We start from the raw sequence: 23,137 nt of genomic DNA, 5'->3' as shown, positions 1-23,137 counted from the left end.
TCGGATCAGGTGGGGAGACCCCCTTCTCGACGCCACGCCAGGTCCTGCCAGTTGCTCGCTCGTTGGTCCAGCATGGGGCGGGGTGATCTGACGAATGCTGAGTGGATCCGGCTGGAGCCGCACCTGCCGGCATCGGGACGGCGCGGCGGGCGGTGGAACGACCACCGCAAGGTGATCGACGGGATCTTGTTCCGGCTCCGGACGGGCATACCGTGGCGGGATTTGCGCGAGCGTTTCGGCAGATGGAAGACCGTCTATGAACGGCACCAGCGCTGGTCGGCGGACGGCACGTGGGACCAGATCCTGCGTGCCGTCCTAGCGGAGGCCGATCTCGCGGACCGGATCGACTGAAGCATGGTCAGTGTCGACTCGACATCATGCCGGGCCCATCAGCACGCGGCCGGAGCTCGAAAGAAGAAGCCACGCGTCCCGAAACAAGGGACAACGCCCCAGCACCACCACTCCGACGAAGGACTCGGACGGTCCCGGGGTGGTCTGACCTGCAGAATCCACCTTGCCGGTGAGGGTGGATGCCGACCGTTAGCCTTCCTGGTCACGCCCGGACAGTGGGGCGACGCCCCGCAGATGCTCCAGTCCTCGAACGCATCCGCGTTCCCCGTCCGGAGGGCGGACGACCGCGCACCCGGCCGGACCATCTCGGCGGCGACAAGGCATACAGCTCACGCCGCAACCGCCGTTACCTGCGAAGACGCCAGATCAAGCACACCATCCCAGAGCCGAAGGACCAGCAGGCTAACCGCAAGCGGCGCGGCAGCAAAGGTGGCAGGCCCGCCGGTTTCGACACCGAGATCTACAAACGTCGCAACGAGGTCGAGCGGACGGTCAACCGGCTCAAGAACTCCCGAGCCGTCGCCACCCGCTACGACAAGAGGGCCTACGTCTTCCATGGCACCGTCACAGTTGCGGCGGTCCGCTTATGGCTCTGCCCATGATCCGCCGGACAGTGCCTAGCGCGAGCATGCGACGCCGCCTAGCGGCGTGGCGCTCGGGGAGTCCGCGCATGACACAAGGCTTGCGCCGCAGATCCAGCGTCCCCGGAGGGAATCCGGTTCTTTCATGTGTGGTACAGCCCGGCGGGCAACCACGCCTGCTCGCCTTATCGGCCAGTGCAACACCGAAGTCCGACTCTCCTGTCAGCTGGCCATCCATGCCTGATGCGACGCTCGGCGGGTCGAAGAATCGCCGGAGTCATCAGCTGTCTTGGTGCCGCCACCGGCCAGATTCCGTTCGGATCCAAGTCGGTGTGCACCCGACATGACAGCTTCCTCGGAAAGGCCTCGAGATCCGCAACATGACAAGGCCCCACCTGAAGCTTCTGAACTTGATTGAGTGATGTCGGTGCCGTTCGCCTGACAGCTGGCCGTGAGCACCGATAGCCCTTGGGTGTGAGGTATGCACAGGGCGGCGGGCTGACCGACGCCGAGAGGACCACGCGGGAGCGGTTACGGCTCCAGGCCGTGGAGTGTTTCGAGGGCGGCCAGAAGAACGCGGAGATTGCCGCTGCCCTGCGGGTCAGCGTCCGGTCGGTGGAGCGGTGGCGCCGGGCCTGGCGCGAGGGCGGCGAGGCGGGAGTCCTGTCGCAGGGTTCTCCGGGGCGGTCGCTGCTCAGCGAAACGCAGATCGCCAGGCTGGCACGGGAGTTGGAGCGTGGTCCGCCGGCTCACGGCTGGGCGGACCACCGGTGGACCCTGGCGCGGATCAAGACGCTGATCGGTCGGCTGTTCCATGTCTCCTACACGTCGAGGGCACCTGGCGGCTGCTGAAGCGCCACGGCTGGAGCTGGCAGCAGCCCACCAGGCGCGCGATCGAGCGCGATGACGATGCGGTCGAGGTGTGGAAGAAGGAGACCTGGCCGCGGGTAAGAGCGCCGCGGCGGAGCGCGGGGCCTGGATCGTCTTCGAGGACGAGGCCGGGCGGTCGATGATTCCGCCGCGTGCCAGGACCTGGGGCCGGATCGGCCGGACCCCGGTCGTGAGGGTGAGGGCCGGGGCGCGTGTCGATGGCGGGTATGGCCTGCTACAAGCCGGGCGAGCGGTCCCGGCTGATCTACGCGATCCGCGAGTACCGGGGCCGCAAGGACGAGCCGAAGGGCTTCGGCTGGCGCGACTTCCGCGACCTGATCGTCCGCGCCCGGATCCAGCTCGGGGGGCCGATCGTGCTGGTCTGGGACAACGTCCGCCTGCACCTGACGGCAGGCATCCGCGAGTTCATCGACGCGAACGCCGAGTGGCTCACCGTGTTCCAGCTGCCCACCTATGCCCCGGACCTCAATCCGACCGAGGGCGTCTGGTCGCTGGTCAAGCGGGACATCGGCAACCTCGCTGCGGCCGACCTCGGCCAGATCACCCGCGCCGTGAAGCGCAAACTGAAGATGCTGCAGTACCGACCGGAGGCCATCGACGGCTGCCTCGCCGGCACCGACCTGGCCCTGGACCTGTGAGCGTCGGGTCGACGGACCCGAAATTGGCCGAAGCCCAAAGCTGCTGGTCAGCTACGGTGGCGGCATGACTGACAGCCTGCCGGAGGACGTAGCCGACGTGCTTGACCTCGTCCTGAACCCGGACGAGCCCATTCACGTCGCGCTCCGACGGCAGGTGTCCCAACTCAGGGTGCAATCCCGCTGTGAGTGCGGTTGCGGCACTGCCTACTTCGGCCTTGACGCCGACGCGGTGGAGCCCGCGCCAACGGGCCCCGGCACCGTGGTGGCTGCCGACGTACAGCTGTTCACCGAAACCGGCGAGTGCCCTGGAGAGGTCCTGGTCTTCGCGCAAGGCGGCTACCTCTCATGGCTGGAGGTCTGCTCTTGGAGCGATGACGTCGAGGTGAGTCTCGCCGCGGCGCTGGCTACAGCCATCGCCCTGAACCCGAGCCGGTAACAGCCGGCGGTCTCGGACCCTGACGCCGTCACCACGAGCCGACCGACATCACGAGTTCAAGTTCAGTAGTCCCGACCAGCCGGGCCTCTCCCTGTCCAACGGGCCGCCACCGAGGCGGGACTGTACCGCTCGAGCATCGACACCGTCTGGAGATGCTCATGGTGATCTTGAATTTAAAGGCTGAAAGTGTCGTTCGTAAAGTGGTGGCCCTGGCCGAAGCACTTCACGGGCTGCCCTCACATACAGATACACCGCCGTGCGGAACTGGCCCACATAGGAAGCCAAGGGCCGAGACGCGCTCTGCTCTGTGACCCGGACCAACGAGCATCCAAGCTCACAGTCACTTCGAAATTGGCTTCTGCTAAACCTTCTGAACTCCAATCCCGTCATCCCGTTCGACCGTGGCGGGAACGATGCCGTAGTTGCGCTGGAAGACGAGGTTATGCAGGTCTGCGGAGGCAATGGCTCGCAGAGTGGGGAGCTCTCTCGCTGCCTGTTCTGGTGTGAACACATTGAGCGGCCACTCACCGACGGTGGCGCCGCGAAGGTGTGGATGGTGGAAATCCGCCCCGTAGTACGCCTGAAGCGACACAGGCGCCAGGCCCGCTTCACGCTGCTGGGCCCAGGTCAAGGCCCAGACAGCGATAAGACTGCCGTCCCGGGTGCGCCGTGCCTGGCCCCCGGTGATCTCACCGGCGGATAGCAGTAGTTGTGCGTTCATCTCCTCGAGTGCCTGCCGGGCAAAAGGACCGAGGAGTGAGACGGCCGCAACGAAGAGTTGTTCCTTGCTCTCGCGCGAGTACGCGTTGTCACCGTGGACACCGTCCCGCAGATCGGCGAAGTGACGCAGCAGGGCGCTGAGGTCGGCCGGCGCTGCCTGCTCCTTGGGGCTGGCGCTCACGAACACTCCTGAGAGGGGGTGGCGAAGGCGGCTGGGGGCTCATCGAAATGGCGGCGTAGCGCGACGCCGAGGTACCGGCGCAGCGCATGACTCTGGTCTCCCTGGCCGTCCTGTCCGAGGACACCGGTGCGGAAGGCGCCGTGCGCCATCCCCGAGAAGAGACGAAACTGGACTGCTGTACCAGCGTCCCGCAACAGGCCGACGTAGTGCTGCACGTCGTCGGCGACAGGATCAAGGTCACCGACGGCCAGCACGGTCGGCGGTGTCCCGGCCAGGGTAGCTGCTTCGAGGGGGGTACTGGGCAACCGTATCCCCTCCCAGCTTATGGGCGCTCCCTCGCCACGGTACGCCTGCCATGCGGCGATCATTCCGTCGCGAGTCGGGAATCCGTGCGTCTCACGGTAAGAGTCGGCCGAGCACGTCGGGTCGAGCGGAGGGTAGGCCAGCACCTGTGCCGTGAGGGGCCATCCGCGGTCACGACGCACAAGGGCAGCACACGCGGCGAGAGTTCCCCCCGCACTGTCTCCTCCCACGGCAAGTCGCGGCGGCTGGCCCTCCTTGGTTGCCTGGGCCTGAGCCCAGTCGAGAGCGATGAGAACGTCGTGCAATGCTGCAGGGTGCCGATGTGGGGTCAGGCGATAGTCCACGCTGATTACCGTGCACCGCGCCACGCTGGCCAGATGGGAGCATGCGTCGTGCCACTCACGGCTTGACCCGGACCGCCAGCTTCCGCCGTGCGCCCAGACGAGCCAGCCGGAAGCCCTGTCAGGTCGGTGGATCCGCACAGGCACCGCGTGGGTGGAGGAGGTCAGATGCCTCTCTTCACTCGCTACTTCAGGAGCCATGCCTACCTCCCCGGCCGATTGCTTCACTCATTTGTCCAATCGAGTCGATTACGAGCCCCAGTTGTACTCAGAGGTGCCCCCCCGGAGTTCCGGCCGACCGCTCGGCAAGATCGTCCATGCGCGGAGTGATGCATGCGCTCGACGAATCTGGGACCGTGCAGTCTCACGCTATGAGCAGCCGCCCGGGCTGCCGCAGGGCAGCCCGGGCGGCGCCGGTGCCCTAGATCAGGGGATGATGCGGTCGCGCCGGAAATCCGCGAGGATGTCGAGGAACATCTTCTCCGTGTCGACGTACTCGTGAAAGCCGAACCGGCGTGCCTTCGACCCATCGGCAAACATGTCATAGTCCCACGAGAAGACGAAGTCGCCGAACGCCCATGAGGAGACTTCCTTGTAGGTGTGCGGTGCCAGGTCATGCTTCTCGATCATCGAATTCCACAGCGGTTCCTTGTCCGCCATGACGACGTCAAGAGACATGGGTAGCGGGCTGGCGACTTCGAGGTCGAAGAACTCGGCGATCTTCGGCCACATCTCGTTCCATCGGAACAGGTCGCCGTTGTTGATGTTGAAAGCCTGGTTGGCGCAACGCTCGTCCGTCGCTGCCCAGACTGTCGCCTTGGCCAGCAGCCCGGCATCGGTCATCTCCAGCAGTTTGTCGTAGGCGCCCGGCTTCCCGGGGAACCGCAGGGGGAGCCCGAGCTCCTTAGAGACAGCGCCGTAGACCGCGATCACCATGGCGAGGTTCATCGGATTGCCGAGCGCGAATCCGCACACCACGGAAGGGCGGATAGCGGACCAGGTCCACTGAGCGCCCTGCTGCCGGCGCTCCAGGAATTCTTGCTGGTCCACATTGAACTCGGGCGGCATGTGACCTGCGTCGCTCTCGCGAGCCGGCGTCTTGAACGGGCCCAGATGCGCACCGTAGACCTTGTATCCCTGCATCAAGCTGATGTGCTCGAGCCCCTTGGCAATCGGCTCCATAGCGTCGACAACATTCACAAGCATGGCAAGGTTCGGCGGGACCAGTTCGGCCCACGTGGGACGCTCCTGATAGGCCGCGTAGAAGATGTGGGTTACATCAGCCAGTCGACCCAGCTTCGCAGCGCAGTCGTCTAGGTCGAGCAGGTCGACGGCGACATGGCGTACCTGTCCCGAGGATTCCCCACCTCGCCGGGAAAGCCCGATTACCTCCCAATCGCCCAGTTCAACCAGGTGATTGACAAGATTTCGCCCGATCACACCCTGTGCTCCGACGACGAGTGCGACCTTCTTCTTGCCGTTCATGCTGCCTCCAATGTCGATAGGACCGCTCTGAGCAAGGCCAGTCAGAGCGGCAAGTTGGGCAGCGCGCTGCCCTGGATGGTGGTGTTGCCTTCCGGACGATCTTGGCGGGGCGAGGCTGGCGCCCGTCCTGCTGAGGATGTCTTCTTGGGGCGTTGATTACGCCGTCGAACCGGCTGAGTGGTTGGCCCACGGCCTCGGCGAGACGTGCTGCGTAGAGCTCGCCGTCATCGCAGACGAGGTCGTACCTCGCCGTCTCCACAAGCACTGCCGGCGAACCTGTGAAGTCTGCACTCAGCCGGGGCGCAAGCGGGCGACCGGCCGCCCACGGCCGCCGAGGTGCCAGGTCCCGCACCACCTCAAATCGCGTGCCTGGATTCCGCTCCCCATGGCATGGGGACGTAGGAAGAGGTGGCGTACCGGACCTTCGGCAGCGGATACAGCGGTGTGAAGAAGCCTGGGCCAGGGACCGCCGTCGTCACGGGCCGGCAGGCGCATCACGGCAGCCAGGTGGCCCTCGTGGTGTCCCGGGACATTTCCCGGGCGATGCCGAATCGATCCATCCGTTGCTGCAGCCGATTCAGGGCCAGGATTCAGAGTCATAGTCCGTTCGCCTGGTGCCTCAGAGGGGAAGTGGACGGTTGGCGCTCTGCTTGAGCTCGACCGTGATGAAGGCCAGCAGGTTGTCACCGGTGTTCTGCAGATCGTGTAGCAGGTATTCGCCGCGGTCGAACGTGTATGCGCGAGTCTCACCGGCGAGGTAGCTGACCGATCTGGTCGTGCCGTCATGAGTGTGCTGAAGACTGCGCCCGTCAGTCAGCGCCGTCCAGAAGTAGTCGAGAACGTGACGATGGGGCGATACGCGCTCTCCCGGAGCCAGGCGGATCTCCCAGACTCGCGTGCGGTCGTCCTCAAGAAGCAACCGACCGCCGACCTGGCCGTTGAAGGCGTTGTCTTCGAACTCCTGTCGTAGTTCCGGGGACCACTGCCCGTAATCCGTCGCAAGAAGACTGCCGGCCAGGGGGAGCCGGTCCAGATAAGTCATGTCTGCCTCCGCGTCCTCGTTCGTCGATGCCTCGGGTGCATTCGCGGTCTTTGTACTGTCGCAAGGTGTTTCCTATAAGTCCAAGCCATACTTCTCATGATTACGATAAAATTCCTTCATGGTCAGCTTGCGGCAGCTCGAGTATCTGGTGGCCGTCACGGATCACGCGTCGTTCACGCGTGCAGCTGAGGCGCTCCACGTCACGCAACCGGCCCTTTCCCACCAGGTCAGGGCCCTGGAACGCGAAGTCGGTACGCCCCTGCTCGAGCGGTTGCCACGCGCGGTCCAGCCCACCGCCGCTGGGCGTGCGATGCTCACCCACGCTCGTCTGGCGACCGAGGAAGCAGCGGCGGCGATCCAAGCCGCCCGCCGGACAGGGGGCCTTGTTGCCGGCGAGCTGCGGGTCGCAACCGTCTACTCGATCAGCCTCGGCATCCTTCCGTCGGCACTGCGAATGTGGAGCAGATTGCACCCTGGCGTCGACATCAGACTCTTCGAGCACCGCCATGCCCGCGAACTAGCCGGCGCCATGGCGGAGGGGCAGGCGGACGTGGCAATCGGCCCGGAGCCCCCGGGCTGGAGCGGCCCCGTACGAAAACTGGGCGTCGAGGAGTTCGTTGTGGCCGTGTCCGCCGATGATCCCTTGGCTGCGATGGGGCGTCCGGAGGTGAATCTCACCGCACTGGCTGAACGGCGGTGGGTCCACTTCGTGCCCGACCACGGCCTTGCCGACGTGCTGAACAAGGCCTGCCAGCAAGCGGGATTTCAGCCACAACTCGCGATTCGTACCGAGCAGACGGCAGCCGCTCCCATCCTGGCAGCGGCCGGACTCGGTCCCGCGCTGATCCCGGCCAACCTGGTGCCTGCCACTTACCAAGGCGCGCTTCTGACACCTGTGCCTCCGGTGCGACGTCTGCTCACTGCGTACGCCAGGACGGAGTTCGACGCCCTCGGCAGCGCCTTTGTCGAGGTGCTCATGGAGAGCTCGGCGCACGAGCTGAGCCCCGCGTCGTGACCAATCCCCTACGTCGCTCAGTACCACTGCGCGCGGTGGTCAGTCCGGAGAGCCATCATCGCTAGGCGCTACAGAGGAACCGTTGAGGGCTCCCCGAGCCGCGGGCAGAGGCAAGACACCGCCACCTTGTGCCGCTGTCAGCGCTGCACGTCCGGGTTGCCCGGTAATGAGGCTAGCTGCGCGAGGCGTCGCCGTGAACTCCCCGGCTGGCGCAAAGTCGCCTTACGGTCCCGGTGATATGCTAGGTAACATCTGTTACCATTCAGGTATGGGAAAGACACAGTTGGGTGCTCGCGTGGACGCAGACGTCGCCGAGCTTGCGCGTAAGCGGGCCGCTGATCTGGGGCTGTCTGTCGGGGATTACCTGGCACGCCTGGTGCAGGACGATGCAAGTGGTCTGCGGGCCCGTGCGGTGGACGCGGCCGCCAGATTTCTCGCCGAGCACCAAGACGTATTCGACGAAGCAGAAGAAGCCCAGACCTCGCGTGGGGCTCGCGCCGCGTGATGGACCTGAACATCGACGTCCCCTGGATCCTGCAGGTTGCCGAAGCGGCAGGCGTGGGGGACCCAGCCCCAGACGACTACGGGGTCCCCGTCGCCGCGGTCGCGCGCCACAGGGCCGAGTTGTTCGAGCACCCCGTTTACGACGGTCCGTACGCGAAAGCTGCAGCCTTGGTCCACACTCTGGGCCGCTGCCGCTGGCTGGAACGCTCAAACATGGCGGTCGCGGCCGCCACCGGCGTCATGTACCTCGAAGCCGCCGGCATCTCCGTGAAACCCAGCCGCGTCGACGCCATCGCGCTGAAGGACCTGCTCCTCGACCCGGCCTGCACCACGACGGGGATCGCTACACTCCTGCGGACCTGGGTCACCATCACCTGACGCTGCCGTTGTCGTCAATCAGTATGAGGCGACGGCGTTGAAGCCATACTCGTCACGCAACCGGTCCAGGATCCGCTTGTTGGCGTGTTGCTGCTTCGTGGCACCGTCAGATGCGATCGCAGCATCACGTCGATCCAGATCTTGGCCGGAACGAGCGCCGACTGGCGTATCACGTGCTCCTTGCGTTTAAGGCGGCAACGCGCTGTTCAGGGCCTGGCGGACCACCCGGCGGTGGACCGCACCACGCCGAGCCAGCTTGCGGAAGGAGGCGCTCTCCAACTCCCGTTTGCGACCGGATCTGCCCCGAGCAACTCAACACGCTGCAGAATAAGGCCTCCTGGCACTGACGTCATTTCGAAAACACACAGCGTGATCTCGGTCAGGACTCCGGGTCAATCCGCAGCACTCCAACCGAGTGCCCGAGCCTCTGAGCGACCCCGCGGGGCGCCTCCACGTACTCAGATTCCTTCCAGCGCTGTGCGCTCGGCGTGGCGCAGCCAGTTGAGGTACCACTGTGCGAAGGTCACAGGCTTTCCGTCGCGGCCAAGGAGCGGGGCGAGGTCGACGTTGTCCACCCGGCAGTCCGACCAGATCGTGCCGCGGTGGCTGCCGCTGATGATCAGCCACTCGCGCTGGGCGCATCCCAGGTGGCAGATCACAATCGCACCGACTGTGCGCTCGGGGGCGAACATGACGGCGTCCCGACGCTCGTCCCATGCCTCGATGGCGTCGTCGAACGCCTCGATCTCGTCGAATTCCTCTTCCTCGGGGCGTTCAGCAAGGAGCGCTTCGACGATCTCGGGGTGCGGGCCCCGGTCGGGAAACGACTCGGCAAGCCGGGCCAGCTCGGCCAGCTCGGCTCCGTCGCCCTCCCACCGCCAGCGGCCTTGTACTCGCCGCACCGGGAACACGCCATGGGCGGGACCAGCACCACCAGCGCCGACACACAGGAGTAAGGCCCGGTATTCCTCCGGCAGCCTGACCTTCATCTGTGCCTCGAGTTCCGCGAGCTCGGAGGGGCTAAGCGGCTGCTCCAGAACCCAGGCGTGCCCCGAGGCCCCGAACACGGCGTTGCTCCCGGGGGATGTCGCCAGAGCCTCGACTCGTTGACGGATGTCCGCCCACTGCTGATCAGTCATGAGCAAAAGGTAGGTGCCGCCACCGACATTCGCATCGACGGGGTCTCCTGTAAGCCACGTGGGGTGCCGCCGAGCTGAACACCCAGCCGTCCGGCTGGATCGGCGTGGACCTCGGGATCGTCAACATCGCCTCCACCTCGGACGAGGGCGAGCCGTTCGCCGGGGAGAAGCTCAACAAGTATCGGCGGCACATGATCCGCGTCCGCGCGGAACTCCAGGCACTCGGTACGAAGTCCGCGAAACGGAAGCTGAAGAAGTGTGCCCGCCGCGAGGCGCGGCACGCCACCCACATCAACCACGTCATCGCCAAACGCATCGTGACCGAGGCTGAACGCACCGGGCGCGGAATCGGTCTGGAAGACCTGACCGGTATCCGCGATCGGGTACGGCTTCGCAAGCCCCAACGGGTCGCGCTGCACTCCTGGGCTTTCGCCCAGCTCGCCGCCTTCGTGCAGTACAAGCGCAGCGAGCCGGGGTTCCGTTCCTGCAGGTCGACCCCGCCTACACGAGCCAGATGTGCTCGTGGTGCGGGCACACGGAGAAGGCCAACCGTCCCACTCAGGAGTATTTCGCCTGCCGGTCATGCGGCGTCGTTGCGCACGCAGACCGCAACGCGGCCCGCAACATCGCAGCCCGCGCCGAACACGTCTGGGCTGCGGTCAACCAGCCCCATGCAGCGGACACCCAGGGTGCTCCAGCTGCAAGCCTGGCCCTTTAGGGCCGGGTAGTTGACACCGTTCCTACCCGGGGCCAGGCAACGCCGTCACAGCGGAGCGCCAAAGGAGACCGCAGTCCAAGACACGGACACGTTCGAGACCCCGCCATGGAGGACGTGTCATGGGGCCTCGGTCCCGCCTACCCGCCCACTGTCGACGCAGAGTGCGCCGACCACTGATTCGCCGAGGCTCACGGCCCGAGGTCATAGTCACATCCCCTGCCCGCTGCGAAGTACTTGGGCAACCACAAGGCCGGCGGTGTCTCCGCCGTGCCCCCCCTGGCCGACGACAGCCGCTGCAGCCAGTCTGTCGGTGTATCCAGTGAACCAACTGTTAGGCGCCCCCTGGCTATCGACCTCGGCGGATCCGGTCTTCGCTCCCTTGGCTCCGCTGACCGAGGCCATGGCCGAGGCAGCCGTACCCTCTCCGTGCGCAGCGGCGCTCATCAGCTGACGGAGAGTGCTGGCCATGCTTGTTGGCAACGGCACGGCCGCAGCCAACTTCCGGTCGTCCACGGTCACCGGAACGAGAACCGGTTGTCTGAAGGACCCGTTCTTCACTGTCGCTGCAACGGAGGCCATATTTAGGGCGTTCATCTGAACTCTGCCTTGCCCGATGTAGGAGGCAGCTGTCTCAGCTCCCACGGACGTCGGCACGGAACCATCCCTGGTCGGGATACCGACCTGCCAGTCCAGGCCGATGCCGAAGTACTTACGGGCAGTCTCACGCAATGCTGTTCCCGCCTCGGCTCCCAGCGGCTTGACCGGCTTGATGAACGCGGTGTTGCACGACCGTGCGAATGCCTGCTTAAGCGTGGCGCGTGGGATGGAGAAGTCCTTGAGGTTGTGGAACTCCCGCTCCCAGGTGACTGTCGCAGGACACTGAACGGGTGAGTTCGGACCTTTTACCAGTCCCTTCTCCAGCATCATCGCTGCCGTCACGATCTTCATCGTGGAAGCGGGTGCTTGCGCCCCTTGCAACGCTGCGTTAAAGCCCTCTGCCGGACTGTTGGCAACCGCACGAATCTGGCCGGTTCCCGGCTCGAGTGCAACCACTGAGGCCTCGGGGTACTCAGTTACAGCCTGCTCCGCGGCGGCTTGTACCCGGGCATCTAGATACGTTTGAAGCCGGACCTTGTTTCCTTCTGCGAGCGTCACAAGCGTCGTGCGGGGGACGTTTTCATCCGCAGCTGTAATGAAGAGCTCCATCCTCGGCGTGCCACCAGCTACGGCGCCGTATCTGTCGGCCAGCGTATCCAGGACCGGTCCGAGTGAAGGGAACTCCTGCTTCGTCAGTTCCTTGCCATAGCGATCGAGGGCCTTGACCGTCGGGGCAGCCTCGGACGTTACGAGCGATGCGCCTGTAGTGAGCAGCGGGTGAATGACCGAAGGTCGCCATTCCACGAGCGGTCTGCCTGTTGTAAGTCCACGCATGACGGTCAGCTCGGACGAGTAGGTCCACGGTTTGCTGTGTCCCTGGTATGCGACCGTTGCTTTGACGGTGAACGGCACTTTAGCCCCCATGGGGCGACCGGGCACGATGACGACTTCGGACACACGGGCCTTCTCCTTGTACGCGACAAGGACCGGCTCGGCATCGAGGGCGTTAGTTGTCAGCTGAGCTGCGTTGTACGCCTCTCCCGAAGCCCAAGCAGTGAGAAAACGCTTCGCTGTCGTCTCTATTTCTTCAGAGCTCAGTTCCCTGCTCCCTTGCTCTGAAGTCTCGTATGCAGATCCCCCCAGACCGCCGACTGCGGTGAACAGGTTGTACCCTCCATAGCCGATGGCTCCGAGGCTCGCGACACCGAAGCACATTATGACGATCTTGACTCTGCGCATACTGCGTGGTCTCTCCTCCGAGTCGTCGCTCGAGTGGTCGCGAGAACTTCAAGAGTCGATCCTTGCGAGCATGGCGCATCGACGCCATCAGTCGCTGTGCTGATGGGGGCTATGGGCGCCCACGATGACGACCTCAGTCTCTACGCCGCTGTGGGCGTAACACCTGAGGAGGTCAAGAGTGGTAGGCGATGGCGCAACTGGTCTCGTTGCTCAGTCCGCCCCACCCGCACGACTCTAGATGCAATGCGTGCCAGCATCAGAGCGAAGTCGATGATCAAAAGCGAGGCTGTCGGCGCGCTCGCGCGAGGAGGCGCTCCTCAGGAGTCGGTTCACCGCGAGACTCAGATGTCAAAGATGCTGATCTGGGCGCGAGTTGAGTGCATACGGCGGTGGTGACCACGGCGGCCGTCCTGCCCTTGAGCGCTGCGGATGGAGATGAGACGACGGCGTATATACGCCGAGGGGTGTGCTTCACGGCTCGAGCGTTCAGCTTTGCTCACCCTCGCAGCCACCGCCGGCAGCCTGGAATCGTTGGGCGCCCGTAAGCTCCGCATGGCCTGTGGTCGAGGAAGCGACTGAGCTTTTGGAGCTGACAGGTGCGAAGCCGCCGTACCACCCAGCGCGCGTGTATTGAGGTCGATATGGTGGCCGGTCCCCGATTTGATGATGAGGTAGAGGGGGTGCGGGTTTGGCCGAGGCGTCGGCGCGCCCGGCACACTGAGTTCATCTGGGAAGGGCAGCAGGATGAACGGTGCTCGTACTCGCAGCCACACTGGCACTCTGGGCGTATCAGGCCCCGCCGCCTACTCGAGGCCTGGGCCTGGGGAAGAGAGCCCGTCTTTGGCGGCATCCTTGCCCGACAACCATCTTGTGGAGGGAAGACGCTTAGCGCCAGATGCCGGTGAGTCCTTAAGCCCTCTACCCTCGCTCTGACCGCGATGGGACACCCCGGAGGAGCAAGACCTGTTGCATCGCTTCGGTAACCGGCCGACGCGGGAAGAAAACCAGTGTCCCCAGCGGCATGCGGATAGCACATAGTGGACCTTACTCAATCTTGGACAGTAGACGACGGGAAGCCTCGCGTGACGACAGCCTCTAGCGAAACCTCCACCATGCGTGTCCCTGGGCGGGCCTGGACCATCCGGCTCACCGGTCACAGCGACCGCATGGCAACTGTCACCTGTACCGCAGCGTGCCGAATGCCGGCCCGCTCCCGCAAACTGCCAGCACTGCGGCACTTCGCGGCCAAACATGCTGAAGCCCACGCCAAGGCCGCAACCGTCCGGCCCGACGCCGCCTGCCACTGCCGCTCCGAGCGGTGCGACGCCCACCCGGACCACAAAACCTACTGCGCAGGTGCTGTGGTACTGATTCTGCGGCATGATCCCGATATCGGGCAGGTCTGGATCGTCGAAGAGGTCTGCGAGGCCTGTGCGCCGTTGATTCCCCACTCCCGCGTCCTCGCATACGCCGCGACACCCAGCCGGCCCGCCGCAGCCAAGCCTGCCGCACAGATCCCGGCCGCCACACGCCCAGACGTGCCGAGCCTGTTCTCATCCGCTGGAGCCGCCGCCGACTCCGGCCGTGACTTGGTTCGCCGCCCCCGCGGCGGATCTCGCCGACGCCCCCGCCCGGGCAACTGATAACCCTCCACGCCGAGCAGAGAGCTTTAAGGCATGAGTGGACCTGTGGCGGGGAGCAGTCACGCGAGTCGCCATATCAAAGAAGGCGCAGTGGGGCGGGAACCCGCGCAGTACGTGGCGAGGACCGGACCACGCCTCCGCTTCTTGAATCACCCACACCGGTCCCGCGCAGCGGGTCCCGCCCGATATCCTTGCCTCAGCCCGCGCCGATATGGCGTGCGCGGGTGAGGCCCGGTGCCCAGAACTTTCGGGGGCAGTACCACCGGGCCGCTCTAACTTCCCACACGGGTTGCTTCTCCCCGTGAAGTCGGGAGCACTCCCCGGACCACGGCCAGCCGGAGCATGAACTTGAGCTGAGGAGCACGCGCACGCACGATGCATGCCCATGCCACCGCAGCCCAGCGGCCAGGCCGGTGAGACGCGGGACGCTGTCGAGGAGCCTCACAAGCAACCGCATCGCAGCGGGCCCGTAGTGCAAGAGACAGCCGGACCCGACTACGCCCACCGCTGGGACATTATTCGTACAGACTGGATGCGCCCGCCAGTACCTCAGCCGACGAGCAGCCCATCAGCGAGGCACCCCAGTACAGGCGAACTGAACCTGTCCGCCCTGCGCGACACCCCACCCCGGCGGCTGACGGGGTCGACGCGCAGTTCCAGGCCCCATCGACACCGAGTTCGACGCCAGCGACGAGCCTGACCGGGACACCCGCGAGGCGCGCCGGCTGAACCTCTCCGCGTTCCGTAACGTGACAGCGCGGGCAGTGCTCGCCGTCAGACCGGAAGACATCGGCGCCTCAGCGATCGCCCGTCATGTTGCCGAGGAGCACGGGCACGTCCCGTCAGACCGATGTCAGCTGCCTCAGGGAATGGAGCAACGACGGCAGGGCCGTCCGCATCAGCACGGGCCAAGGCCATGACCTGCTATGTCCACCCTCGTCACATGCCCAACGAGGGTCCGCAAGGGGGGATGTGGGGGGTGGGGACATGGATCCCAATTCCAGTCCCGGGCTGGATGCCGGGGACCTTCTACACCCACCCCCCAGGGCCGCGAGTCCCTGACGATCTCCGTCCGGCGCAACGCTGTTGACGCTAACCGACCCCACCGACAACACCCGAGCACTGACCGCCTGTCGCCTCCACCCCTCGGGTGAGCGCTGGGCGGCTTCACGAAGAATTCAAACGGCATGTGACCTGCAGGGCGACAAGCGACAGGCCGCACGACAACGCAGATGACGAGCGACGCGACAAGCACGCACCGACCGACACTCCACCGCGGTGCTTCAGTCGCCGTCGCTGAAGGGGCCTAGTTGTGCACCTCCCAGCCCGTACGAGAGCGTCCCTGCCCGGTACGGCGATCCGGTCCTGCGCCCCAGCGTCGTACCGCATCCGGTGGTCCTGCTCGCCGAGATCCCGCCCGGCGTCAACTGGGTCACCCTCCCCAACGGCGTGCGCACCCTCGCCAGCACCTGTCATCCCGCCGTGCATTCTGGTTTCGGCCGCGCAGCCGACCTCGTGGGGCCAAACCAACGCCCTCCTGCTCGCCCTCACAACCGGCGGGTACGCAGCCGCCGGTATCGGACTCTCCTACGCCGTCCCGGGACTCATCGCCGTGACCCAAGCCCTCTGGTCCGCCACCGACCCTGGTCGTGGCTGTCCGAGGGCCGAGGGCGTCTCGAGGCACGGCCGCGGCAAAGCGGGTCTTATGGAGCGATGCCGCCGGAGTCACCAGCTTGCTCGCGCCGAGCTGACGTGGAGGACCGGTAGAGGGGCTGTACGACGTCATGTGTGACGGACGTGCCGACCACAGTCAGACGCGTGGCCGTCTGCCTGACAGATATCGGTTCGGACAGGGCGGGTGACTCGAGAACCTCGCCCGCATTATCGGCTCTGCTGGGTGGCCGTTACTGACTGGGGACAGCGATGCCGGCTGCGCGCAGGTTCGCCTCGACCAGCGTGTTCAACCGGGCGATGGACGGCGACTCGTCTTCCCGGTGGTGGTTGACCATTCCGTACCGGGACGCGGCGTCGGACTGGCTCCGAAACCCGCTCGGCATCGCCAGCAGCGCGCGGTTGGTCAGCAGCTTGTCGGCTAGCGTGGACGCCAGCTCCTCGATCCGAGGATCGTCTGAATCCCAAGCCCTCGCATCCCAACCGCGCTTGGTCAGCTCGACGGACTCGGGATCGTCAAGCAAATGTTCAAGCCAGGTCAGGAAGGAGTCGAAGATCTCCGGGACCAGTGCCCGGGCCAGCACCAGAGCCTCCCGTTGACCAACCACGTAGTCGGGATTGAAGTCGAGTTCGGCGAGTCGGTCCAAGACCGCGCAAGCCCGGTCGGGCAGCAGGGTCCGATCGCCGTGGTCGAGGCGGTGCAGCCTGTCGCGGCGCGCGATCAGGTCTTCGATCCGCTCGGTGAGTTGGTGATGGATGTCCTCCAGGGTGGCGGCGAAGGTCTTGGGATCGGCGTCGAGCAGGTCACCGATCTCGGCCAGCGGCACGCCGCCGGCGGCCAGTGTCCGGACCTGGACAAGCCGGAACAGCTCGCCCGATCGGTAACGGCGGTAGCCGGAACCGTCGCGATCCGGCTCGGCGACCAGGCCGAGCCGGTGGTAGTGCCGCACAGTCTTGATCGTGACACCAACGAACGCCGCTGCCTGACCGATCGTGAGCCCGTCTGCCATCGGGTCAGCACACCTCCAGATCGTGGGCGGCTGCGGTCTCGGGAACCGCGTCGGCCGGGAAGTCCGGACGATCACAAGGACGAGGATAGCGGGTACCAGTTCCAGCCCACCCCCTACCGCCGAGGAGGGCCGGGACGCCTGCGATCGGCGCAGCTCACCCTTTGATTGCGATAGGGGATTGACCTTGACCTTGGGTCAAGGGCGCAGGCTCTTCACTTGGCCGCTCGAAGGGCCAGGCAGCCACCAGGCCGCCGTGAGGCACACTGTGAACAGGGGATTTGTTATGGGAACAAGCAACAGCGGCTTCTCCGACGGAGGGCTGCACCGACTGCGCGAGGTGCTGGCACGACACGTCGAGTCCAGGAAGATTCCCGGCCTTGTCGCCTTGGTCAGCCGCGGCGGGCAGACACACGTCGAAGCAATCGGGACGATGCGTCATGACGGTGGCTCGCCGATGCGCCGGGACACGATCTTCCGGATGGCGTCCACGTCCAAACCGGTCACGATGGCAGCGGCGATGGTCCTGCTCGACGAGTGTCGGCTGCGGCTGGACGACCCGGTGGATCAGTGGCTGCCCGAACTCGCTGACCGTCAGGTGTTGAAGCGGCCCGACGGACCGCTGGACGACACCGTGCCGGCGCAGCGGCCGATCACCGTACGGCACCTCCTGACCTCCACGTTCGGGCTCGGAGTGGACTTCGAGTCGATGGCTTCCCCGATCAGGGCCGCGACCTTCGAGCGTCTCGACTACAGCGTGGCATCCGGGCCGGCGCCCGAGCCGGATGAGTGGATGCGCCGCCTCGGCGAGCTGCCGTTGCAGTACCAGCCCGGAGTGCGGTGGCAGTACGACCTCAGCCACGAGGTAGTCGGTGTGCTTGTCTCCAGGGTCACGGGACAGTCGTTGGAGAATTTCCTGCGCGAACGCATCCTCGATCCGCTGGGGATGAAGGACACCGCCTTCCACGTGCCTGCTGACAAGATCGACCGACTCCCGCCGCTGTACGGGCCCGACCCGCAGACCGGCGAGTTCATCGTGTGGGACGAGGCGGCAGGGGGAAGGTCCAGCGTGCCTCCCGTGTTCCAGGGCGCCAGCTGGCTGGTCTCCACCGCCGACGACTACCACGCCTACTTCCAGATGCTGCTGAATTACGGGATGCACGGGAGTGAACGGATCTTGTCTCGGGCCGCCGTACAGATGATGACCACCAACTGTCTCTCGCTCGAACAACAAGCCGCCCGGGACGCCATGTTCAGCAACGTCGCCCACCTGTCGTCCGGCCAGGGGGCGAATGGCGGATGGGGCTTCGGGATGGCGGTGCGCACCCATCGGGGCGACTACGCGCCCACCGGCCAGTTCGGCTGGTTCGGCGGTACCGGCACCACCGCCTACGCCGACAGGACCAACCAGCTTACCGGAGTCCTGCTCACCCAGGTCGGACTGTCCACCCCGGATTCTCCGCGTGCCATGAACGACTTCTGGACCACGCTCTACCAGGCCATCGACTGACTACAAGGTCAGACACTCGGGGCGGCCGCACCACACCGGAAACTCTTGTTCGGGGTGGTGACGGTCGTTCCCGCCGTCCGGTGCCTCTGCGCGGTGGAACCACTGATGGCTGAGCTCTGTCCAGGTGCGTGGGTACTCACTGGCCGAGCCTGCCGTTGCCGCGCATGCCCTAGACCAGCTCATAGCCGAGGCGCTGGAGCTGCTGCTTGAGCCACTGCCAGCAGGCGAGGAGGGTGCTTGCCCTGCTGTGACGGGACCCGTGTCAGGTACTGCACCTGGAGCCGGCTGCCGGTGCCGTGCCATCTGGCGCGGGCGGAGTCGCGTCGTAGACCAGCATCTCTCGGCAGCGGGTCATTGGGCAGAGCCGCACCACCGACGGCTTTGAGGGAACAGTACGACTCCTGGCCGCTCCACGGATGGGCCTGGACGCCTGATGAGCGCCATCAAGCGAGCAGCACTCGTAGGCGTAGGAGCATGAACCCAGCACGGCCGAACACCTGACGCTTGAGCATTTGATCTGGTTGACATGGCTTTCGACAGTGCCCGAGCGCCCTGGCGGGGTCAGGCCGCGTTGAGGTGCGGTCGATGCTGACGGTGAGGGTGTGAAGGCCGGGCAGGCCGTCCCGCCGGAAGGCATTGAGCCAGTTGCGAAAGTGCTCGCGCTGGCGTTGGTGAGCGGGTCGCGAAGGAGCCAGCCGAGCGGTAACGGTTGCTTCAGCCGACTGCGGGCCGTACAGCACTCCGGCGGTGCTGTACAGGCGGCGGGGGCCGGTGCACGGGTCAGCCGTGCGCTCCGCGCAGCGCGTTCGCATCCCGTGGCGGGTCATCCCGCGGGGCCTGAACACCGACAGGCCGACGGCCGCGAGTAGGGCCTCGGCCGCGGCGCCGGCGTCGGCCACCAGCTGGACGCAATCCCTTCAAGCTCCCCGTCGGTGAGGGCCGTGCGGGCGGCAGCGTCGGCCAGTTGTTCGACCCGCCGCATGTGCGCCACCAGCAGCACATGGCCACGAGTGATCAGCGGCTTCGCGCGCCGCCCCGGTACCCCCGCGTGGCTAGGGCCGGGCCAGGTGGCAGATGCGGATGGATGCCGCCCGGAGTGCGCTTGGGCGGCATCCCTAGGGTGGTGTGTCAGTGGAAGGTGATGAAGCCGTTGCCGTCGCGGTCGTTGGCAGTCTTGGTGTAGGAGTGCGTGTCTGCCGCTGCGCCACCAGGTTTGACGAGGTAGATGGTGTCGCGGTCGTTGTTCCAGATGAAGTTGCAGTTGTTGCGGTAGACGACGTTGCCGCCGTCGGAGTCGGTGCCGTTGCCGCCGCGGAGCTTCACGTAGTCGCCGGGCTGCAGGTAGTGGTTCGCGGTGAACGTGAACCGGTTGCCGGCGGTGTCCTTGACCGCGTAGCCGCGCAGGTTGACGGTCGCCGTGCGCGAGAAGTTCGTGATCGTCAGGTACTCGTCGCGTGTGTTTCCGGAGGTGCAGCTGTTGGAGTCCCGGCCGGGTGCGTCGTACTGGACTCCGCGGACCTTCAGCGCGGAGGAGTACTCGGCGGCATGCGCCGGAGCGGCGGACAGCGCGGCAACGGCGCAGGTGGCGAACACGGAGGCAATAGCGGCATAGGTACGCAAAGGTGAGGTCCCCCTCAAGAGTGCTGATGAGCGGCCTAAGCCTACAGATGCCACGTGTCCCCGTTAGGGGTTTCAACCACATTCCGCGCACCACTCACGAGCACCTCGGTCAACGGCGTGGGCTCGCCGCGGAGGGCCGGTGCCGACGCCCGGGCGGGGTGTGGGGGGACCATGGGTGGGTGGGAAATCTTCCAGGACGCGGCCAGGGAGCCGAGCAGTCCGAGCCCGCCGGACCGGCCGAGGACTTTGAAGGGGCCGATCAAAGGGCGCTCGGTGAGACCCTGGTTCGGGTCTGCGCGGACGCAGGGGCGACCGTCGGCATGCTCTATCTGCCCGACCCCGACCGTCGTGTCCTGCATCTTGCGATGACCATCGGCCTGGCCCGTGCCTTGGCGCTGCCCTGGTCCCGGGTTGTCATGGAGGATTCCATCCCGGTGGCCGACGCGGTCCGCGACGGGCGGTTCGTCTGGCTGGGCGGCCAGGAGGAGACGGCCCGGCGCTACCCGCGCCTCGGCCTCGTCCTGCCGTACGACTTCGCCCTCGCCGCCGCCCCGCTCGTCCCCGACCCGGTGCCCGAGGGGGCGGAGTCGACCGGGGCCGGTCTTGTCCTCCTGTGGCCCGGCTCCCATGCCCCCTATTTGACCGACCTGGAACGCGAAGCCGTGGATTCGGCCCGCGGTCATCTAGCGAATCACCTGCGCCGGGCCGCGGACGCCGGACGACCCGTCCGTCCGCCGACGTACCCGGTCATGCTGCGGCCGCTTCCCCCGCCCACCCCCGGACCGGCCGAGGCAGCGGCCGCCATGGCCTTCATCCGCCGGCTGCCGGGAGGCAACTGTGCACTCGATCTGAACGGCACGATCACCTTCATCACCGCCGAGGCGGCCGAGATGCTGGGCGCACCCGTCTCCCGGCTTCGCGGAGCCATGCCCTGGGAAGCGCTGCCCTGGATGGACACCCCAGTGATCGAGGACCACTACCGGGCCGCAGCGATCAGTCGGCTGCCGCGTAGTTTCACCGCCGAGCCCCCCAGCGGCCGCTCCCTGCGCTTCGACCTCCACCCGGACGACACCGGGATCAGCGTCCGCATCACCCCGGTCACCCTCGACGAGCCGGCCCGTCCACCCGGTGCACCGGCGGCCGCCCCCGCAGAGCCCTCACCCAGCCGGGCCACCGCCCTCTACCAGCTCATGCACCTGGCTGCCGCCCTCACGGAGGCCGTCCACGCCCGCGACGTCGTCGACAAGGCCGCCGACCTCCTCGTCCCCGCGCTCGGCGCCCAGGCCCTGGCCCTCTTGATGGCCGAAGAGCAGCGCCTGCGCATCGTCGGATTCCGCGGCTATACGGCCGAGCTCATGGCCCGCTACGACGGCATCCCGCTCGGCATCCACACGGCCAGCACCCATGGCCTGCGCACGGGCGAGTCGCTGTTCTTCGCGGACGCCGGCGAGCTCGCGGACGCCTTCCCGGCCGTCGTGATCGGCGACGGCATGGCGGCATGGGCCTTCCTGCCCCTCATCGCGTCCGGCCGGCCCATCGGCACCCTCATCCTGGCCTACGCCCGTCCCCGCCCGTTCGTCCCCGGCGAACGGGCGATCCTGACCTCCCTCGCCGGACTCATCGCCCAAGCCCTGGACCGCGCCCGCCTCTACGACTCCACCCACCAGCTCGCCCACAGCCTCCAGACCGGCCTGCTCCCGCACGCCCTGCCCGGCGTCCCGCACCTCGAAGTGGCCGCCCGCTACCTGCCGGCGGCACACGGGCTCGACATCGGCGGCGACTTCTACGACCTCATCCGGATCGACGACACCACCGTCGCAGCCGCCGTCGGCGACGTCCAAGGCCACAATGTGAACGCCGCCGCCCTCATGGGCCAGGTCCGCACAGCAGTCCACGCCTCCGCCGGAGCACACCCGGCGGAGGTCCTCGCACGCACCAACCGGCTCCTGACTGACCTCGAACCGGGACTGTTCACCAGCTGCGTGTACGCCCACATCGACCTCGCGGCCCGCACCGCCCACCTCGCCACGGCCGGCCACCCACCCCCGCTACTGCGCCGAGCCGGCGGCCGAGCGAAGATGCTGCGCCTGCCGCCCGGACTGCTCCTCGGCATCGACCCGGACACCTCGTACACGGCCGTGGAGATCCCGTTCGAGCCAGGTACCCTGCTCGCCCTGTACACCGACGGCCTGATCGAGGTTCCCGGTGAGGACCTGGAGGACGGCATCGCGGCCGTCGCCGCCCGCATCACCGCGAGCCAGGAGCACCACCCGGTGAGCAGACTGGCAGACGACCTGATCGGCCAGGCCCGCGGCGGAGGGCCCCGCACCGACGACATCGCCCTGCTCCTGCTGCGCTTCGCCCAGGAGAGGCGGCACGTGTGACGGGGCCTGGGGCATCCAGCTCCCGGGCTACAGCTCTCCACCCAATTGCGCACCCCGGCGGCGTATGAGAGTCGCGGATCATTGTGAAGTGCGTTCGGGAAGGGGAGTGGTGTTGCCGAGAGCGAGCAGTCGGTCCGCGGCCGCGGCCGAGCCCACCCGCCCAGGACGCGGCAGCGACCCGGCGCGCCACCAGCTCATGACTGCCGGTGTGTCTCTGGGCCTTGAGGACCACCAGCACCCCGGCCGACGAGCAGCCCATCAGTGAGGCACCCGCCAGCGCGGGCGAACTGAACCTGTCCGCCCTGGGCGACACCCCACTCCGGCGGCGGACGGGGCTGACGCGCAGTTCCAGGCCCTCATTGCCGCCGAGTTCGATGCCAGCGACGAGCCCGACCTGGACAAGCGCGAGGAGCGCAAGCTGATTCTCTCCGAGTTCCGCAACGAACAGCAGGACAGCTCGGGCCGTGCTCGCCGCTGGACCGGAAGACGCCGGAGCCTCAGTGATCGCCCGCCATGTTGTCGAGGAGTACGGCACGTCCCTTCAGATAGTGGTCGGCTGCCTCAAGGACTGGGCCAATGACGGCAGGGACGTCTGCATCGGCACGGGCACCCCAAGACCCGCTACGTCCACCCTCGCGACGTGCCCAACGGGGGTCCGTAAGGGGGGATGTGGGGGGTGGGGGTATGGATCCCAATTCCAGTCCCGGGCTGGATGCCGGGGACCTTCTATACCCACCCCCCAT

Annotated in this window: 16 protein-coding genes and 3 pseudogenes; 11 read left to right on the top strand and 8 right to left on the bottom strand. The window is 66.5% G+C overall.

The genetic code is table 11. The features are described from left to right. Window positions 1-72: 72 nt before the first annotated feature. The 4 genes and pseudogenes from ACF1G2_RS34585 (at window position 73) to ACF1G2_RS34570 (ending at window position 2,897) form a co-directional block, all read left to right on the top strand. Window positions 73-953: pseudogene (locus ACF1G2_RS34585) on the top strand (IS5 family transposase). 453 nt (window positions 954-1,406) lie between these two features. Continuing rightward, window positions 1,407-1,945 (top strand): annotated as a pseudogene (locus tag ACF1G2_RS34580) (winged helix-turn-helix domain-containing protein). A 75-nt stretch (window positions 1,946-2,020) separates the two neighbouring features. Then, the gene (locus ACF1G2_RS34575) at window positions 2,021-2,461 is read left to right on the top strand and encodes a transposase (RefSeq protein ID WP_391802138.1); all 441 of its coding nucleotides are present in this window, start codon (window positions 2,021-2,023) and stop codon (window positions 2,459-2,461) included. 64 nt (window positions 2,462-2,525) lie between these two features. Then, window positions 2,526-2,897 carry a hypothetical protein gene (locus ACF1G2_RS34570; RefSeq protein WP_391802122.1) on the top strand — a complete coding sequence of 124 codons (372 nt, stop codon included), beginning with the start codon at window positions 2,526-2,528 and terminating at the stop codon, window positions 2,895-2,897. A 361-nt stretch (window positions 2,898-3,258) separates the two neighbouring features. On the opposite strand, the gene ACF1G2_RS34565 is transcribed toward ACF1G2_RS34570, so the two are convergent. From ACF1G2_RS34565 to ACF1G2_RS34550, 4 genes are all read right to left on the bottom strand, one after another. Beyond that, window positions 3,259-3,798, bottom strand: a complete 540-nt coding sequence (locus tag ACF1G2_RS34565; protein ID WP_391802121.1) for a hypothetical protein — start codon at window positions 3,796-3,798, stop codon at window positions 3,259-3,261. Then, window positions 3,795-4,643 (bottom strand): alpha/beta hydrolase, encoded by an 849-nt coding sequence (locus ACF1G2_RS34560; RefSeq protein ID WP_391802120.1) that lies wholly within the window; start codon window positions 4,641-4,643, stop codon window positions 3,795-3,797. Before ACF1G2_RS34560 ends, ACF1G2_RS34565 begins: the two co-directional genes overlap by 4 nt. A 225-nt stretch (window positions 4,644-4,868) precedes the next feature. Next, entirely contained in the window at window positions 4,869-5,927 is a 1,059-nt protein-coding gene (locus tag ACF1G2_RS34555) for an SDR family oxidoreductase (protein ID WP_391802119.1), read from the bottom strand. A gap of 619 nt (window positions 5,928-6,546) precedes the next feature. After that, the gene (locus tag ACF1G2_RS34550; RefSeq protein ID WP_391802118.1) at window positions 6,547-6,969 is read right to left on the bottom strand and encodes a hypothetical protein; all 423 of its coding nucleotides are present in this window, start codon (window positions 6,967-6,969) and stop codon (window positions 6,547-6,549) included. A 118-nt stretch (window positions 6,970-7,087) separates the two neighbouring features. Here ACF1G2_RS34550 and ACF1G2_RS34545 point away from each other — a divergent pair, with 118 nt between their 5' ends. From ACF1G2_RS34545 to ACF1G2_RS34535, 3 genes are all read left to right on the top strand, one after another. After that, a complete protein-coding gene (locus ACF1G2_RS34545; protein ID WP_391802117.1) occupies window positions 7,088-7,984 on the top strand; it encodes a LysR family transcriptional regulator in 897 nt (298 codons plus the stop codon). Window positions 7,985-8,252: 268 nt separating this feature from the next. Next, window positions 8,253-8,489, top strand: a complete 237-nt coding sequence (locus ACF1G2_RS34540; RefSeq protein WP_391802116.1) for a hypothetical protein — start codon at window positions 8,253-8,255, stop codon at window positions 8,487-8,489. Continuing rightward, window positions 8,489-8,866 carry a fic family toxin-antitoxin system, toxin component gene (locus ACF1G2_RS34535; RefSeq protein ID WP_391802137.1) on the top strand — a complete coding sequence of 126 codons (378 nt, stop codon included), beginning with the start codon at window positions 8,489-8,491 and terminating at the stop codon, window positions 8,864-8,866. The genes ACF1G2_RS34540 and ACF1G2_RS34535 overlap by 1 nt, the downstream gene beginning before the upstream one ends. 458 nt (window positions 8,867-9,324) lie before the next feature. Here the strand turns inward: ACF1G2_RS34535 and ACF1G2_RS34530 are convergent, their stop codons facing one another. Next, window positions 9,325-10,005, bottom strand: coding sequence for an SMI1/KNR4 family protein (locus ACF1G2_RS34530; RefSeq protein WP_391802115.1), 681 nt, complete (start codon window positions 10,003-10,005; stop codon window positions 9,325-9,327). A gap of 104 nt (window positions 10,006-10,109) precedes the next feature. Here ACF1G2_RS34530 and ACF1G2_RS34525 point away from each other — a divergent pair. Continuing rightward, window positions 10,110-10,424: pseudogene (locus ACF1G2_RS34525) on the top strand (transposase); the annotation flags it as partial. Window positions 10,425-10,519: 95 nt separating this feature from the next. Further along, window positions 10,520-10,723 (top strand): zinc ribbon domain-containing protein, encoded by a 204-nt coding sequence (locus ACF1G2_RS34520; RefSeq protein WP_391802136.1) that lies wholly within the window; start codon window positions 10,520-10,522, stop codon window positions 10,721-10,723. Between the two features lie 207 nt (window positions 10,724-10,930). On the opposite strand, the gene ACF1G2_RS34515 is transcribed toward ACF1G2_RS34520, so the two are convergent. Beyond that, the gene (locus ACF1G2_RS34515; protein ID WP_391802114.1) at window positions 10,931-12,559 is read right to left on the bottom strand and encodes a penicillin-binding transpeptidase domain-containing protein; all 1,629 of its coding nucleotides are present in this window, start codon (window positions 12,557-12,559) and stop codon (window positions 10,931-10,933) included. Window positions 12,560-16,106: 3,547 nt separating this feature from the next. Beyond that, window positions 16,107-16,883: a MerR family transcriptional regulator gene (locus ACF1G2_RS34510; RefSeq protein WP_391802113.1), complete on the bottom strand. Its 777-nt coding sequence runs from the start codon at window positions 16,881-16,883 to the stop codon at window positions 16,107-16,109. 283 nt (window positions 16,884-17,166) lie between these two features. Between ACF1G2_RS34510 and ACF1G2_RS34505 the strand changes: the two genes are divergently transcribed. Further along, entirely contained in the window at window positions 17,167-18,390 is a 1,224-nt protein-coding gene (locus tag ACF1G2_RS34505; protein ID WP_391802135.1) for a serine hydrolase domain-containing protein, read from the top strand. Between the two features lie 1,128 nt (window positions 18,391-19,518). On the opposite strand, the gene ACF1G2_RS34500 is transcribed toward ACF1G2_RS34505, so the two are convergent. Further along, a complete protein-coding gene (locus tag ACF1G2_RS34500) occupies window positions 19,519-20,010 on the bottom strand; it encodes a lamin tail domain-containing protein (RefSeq protein ID WP_391802112.1) in 492 nt (163 codons plus the stop codon). A 179-nt stretch (window positions 20,011-20,189) separates the two neighbouring features. On the opposite strand from ACF1G2_RS34500, the gene ACF1G2_RS34495 reads away from it, so the two are divergent. After that, the gene (locus ACF1G2_RS34495; protein ID WP_391802111.1) at window positions 20,190-22,394 is read left to right on the top strand and encodes a SpoIIE family protein phosphatase; all 2,205 of its coding nucleotides are present in this window, start codon (window positions 20,190-20,192) and stop codon (window positions 22,392-22,394) included. The last annotated feature ends 743 nt before the right edge of the window (window positions 22,395-23,137 follow it).

It is taken from the genome of Streptomyces sp. NPDC013457, assembly GCF_043089925.1.
Classification (GTDB): domain Bacteria; phylum Actinomycetota; class Actinomycetes; order Streptomycetales; family Streptomycetaceae; genus Streptomyces.
Note: the sequence above shows the minus strand (reverse complement) of the source record. Positions and strands in the feature narration are given on the sequence as shown.

Coding starts and splice junctions, on each gene's coding strand:
- ACF1G2_RS34575 (WP_391802138.1), top strand. CDS start 2,021: ATGGCGGGTATGGCCTGCTACAAGCCGGGCGAGCGGTCCCGGCTGATC.
- ACF1G2_RS34570 (WP_391802122.1), top strand. CDS start 2,526: ATGACTGACAGCCTGCCGGAGGACGTAGCCGACGTGCTTGACCTCGTC.
- ACF1G2_RS34560 (WP_391802120.1), bottom strand. CDS start 4,643: ATGGCTCCTGAAGTAGCGAGTGAAGAGAGGCATCTGACCTCCTCCACC.
- ACF1G2_RS34555 (WP_391802119.1), bottom strand. CDS start 5,927: ATGAACGGCAAGAAGAAGGTCGCACTCGTCGTCGGAGCACAGGGTGTG.
- ACF1G2_RS34550 (WP_391802118.1), bottom strand. CDS start 6,969: ATGACTTATCTGGACCGGCTCCCCCTGGCCGGCAGTCTTCTTGCGACG.
- ACF1G2_RS34545 (WP_391802117.1), top strand. CDS start 7,088: ATGGTCAGCTTGCGGCAGCTCGAGTATCTGGTGGCCGTCACGGATCAC.
- ACF1G2_RS34540 (WP_391802116.1), top strand. CDS start 8,253: ATGGGAAAGACACAGTTGGGTGCTCGCGTGGACGCAGACGTCGCCGAG.
- ACF1G2_RS34535 (WP_391802137.1), top strand. CDS start 8,489: ATGGACCTGAACATCGACGTCCCCTGGATCCTGCAGGTTGCCGAAGCG.
- ACF1G2_RS34530 (WP_391802115.1), bottom strand. CDS start 10,005: ATGACTGATCAGCAGTGGGCGGACATCCGTCAACGAGTCGAGGCTCTG.
- ACF1G2_RS34520 (WP_391802136.1), top strand. CDS start 10,520: ATGTGCTCGTGGTGCGGGCACACGGAGAAGGCCAACCGTCCCACTCAG.
- ACF1G2_RS34515 (WP_391802114.1), bottom strand. CDS start 12,559: ATGCGCAGAGTCAAGATCGTCATAATGTGCTTCGGTGTCGCGAGCCTC.
- ACF1G2_RS34510 (WP_391802113.1), bottom strand. CDS start 16,883: ATGGCAGACGGGCTCACGATCGGTCAGGCAGCGGCGTTCGTTGGTGTC.
- ACF1G2_RS34505 (WP_391802135.1), top strand. CDS start 17,167: ATGGGAACAAGCAACAGCGGCTTCTCCGACGGAGGGCTGCACCGACTG.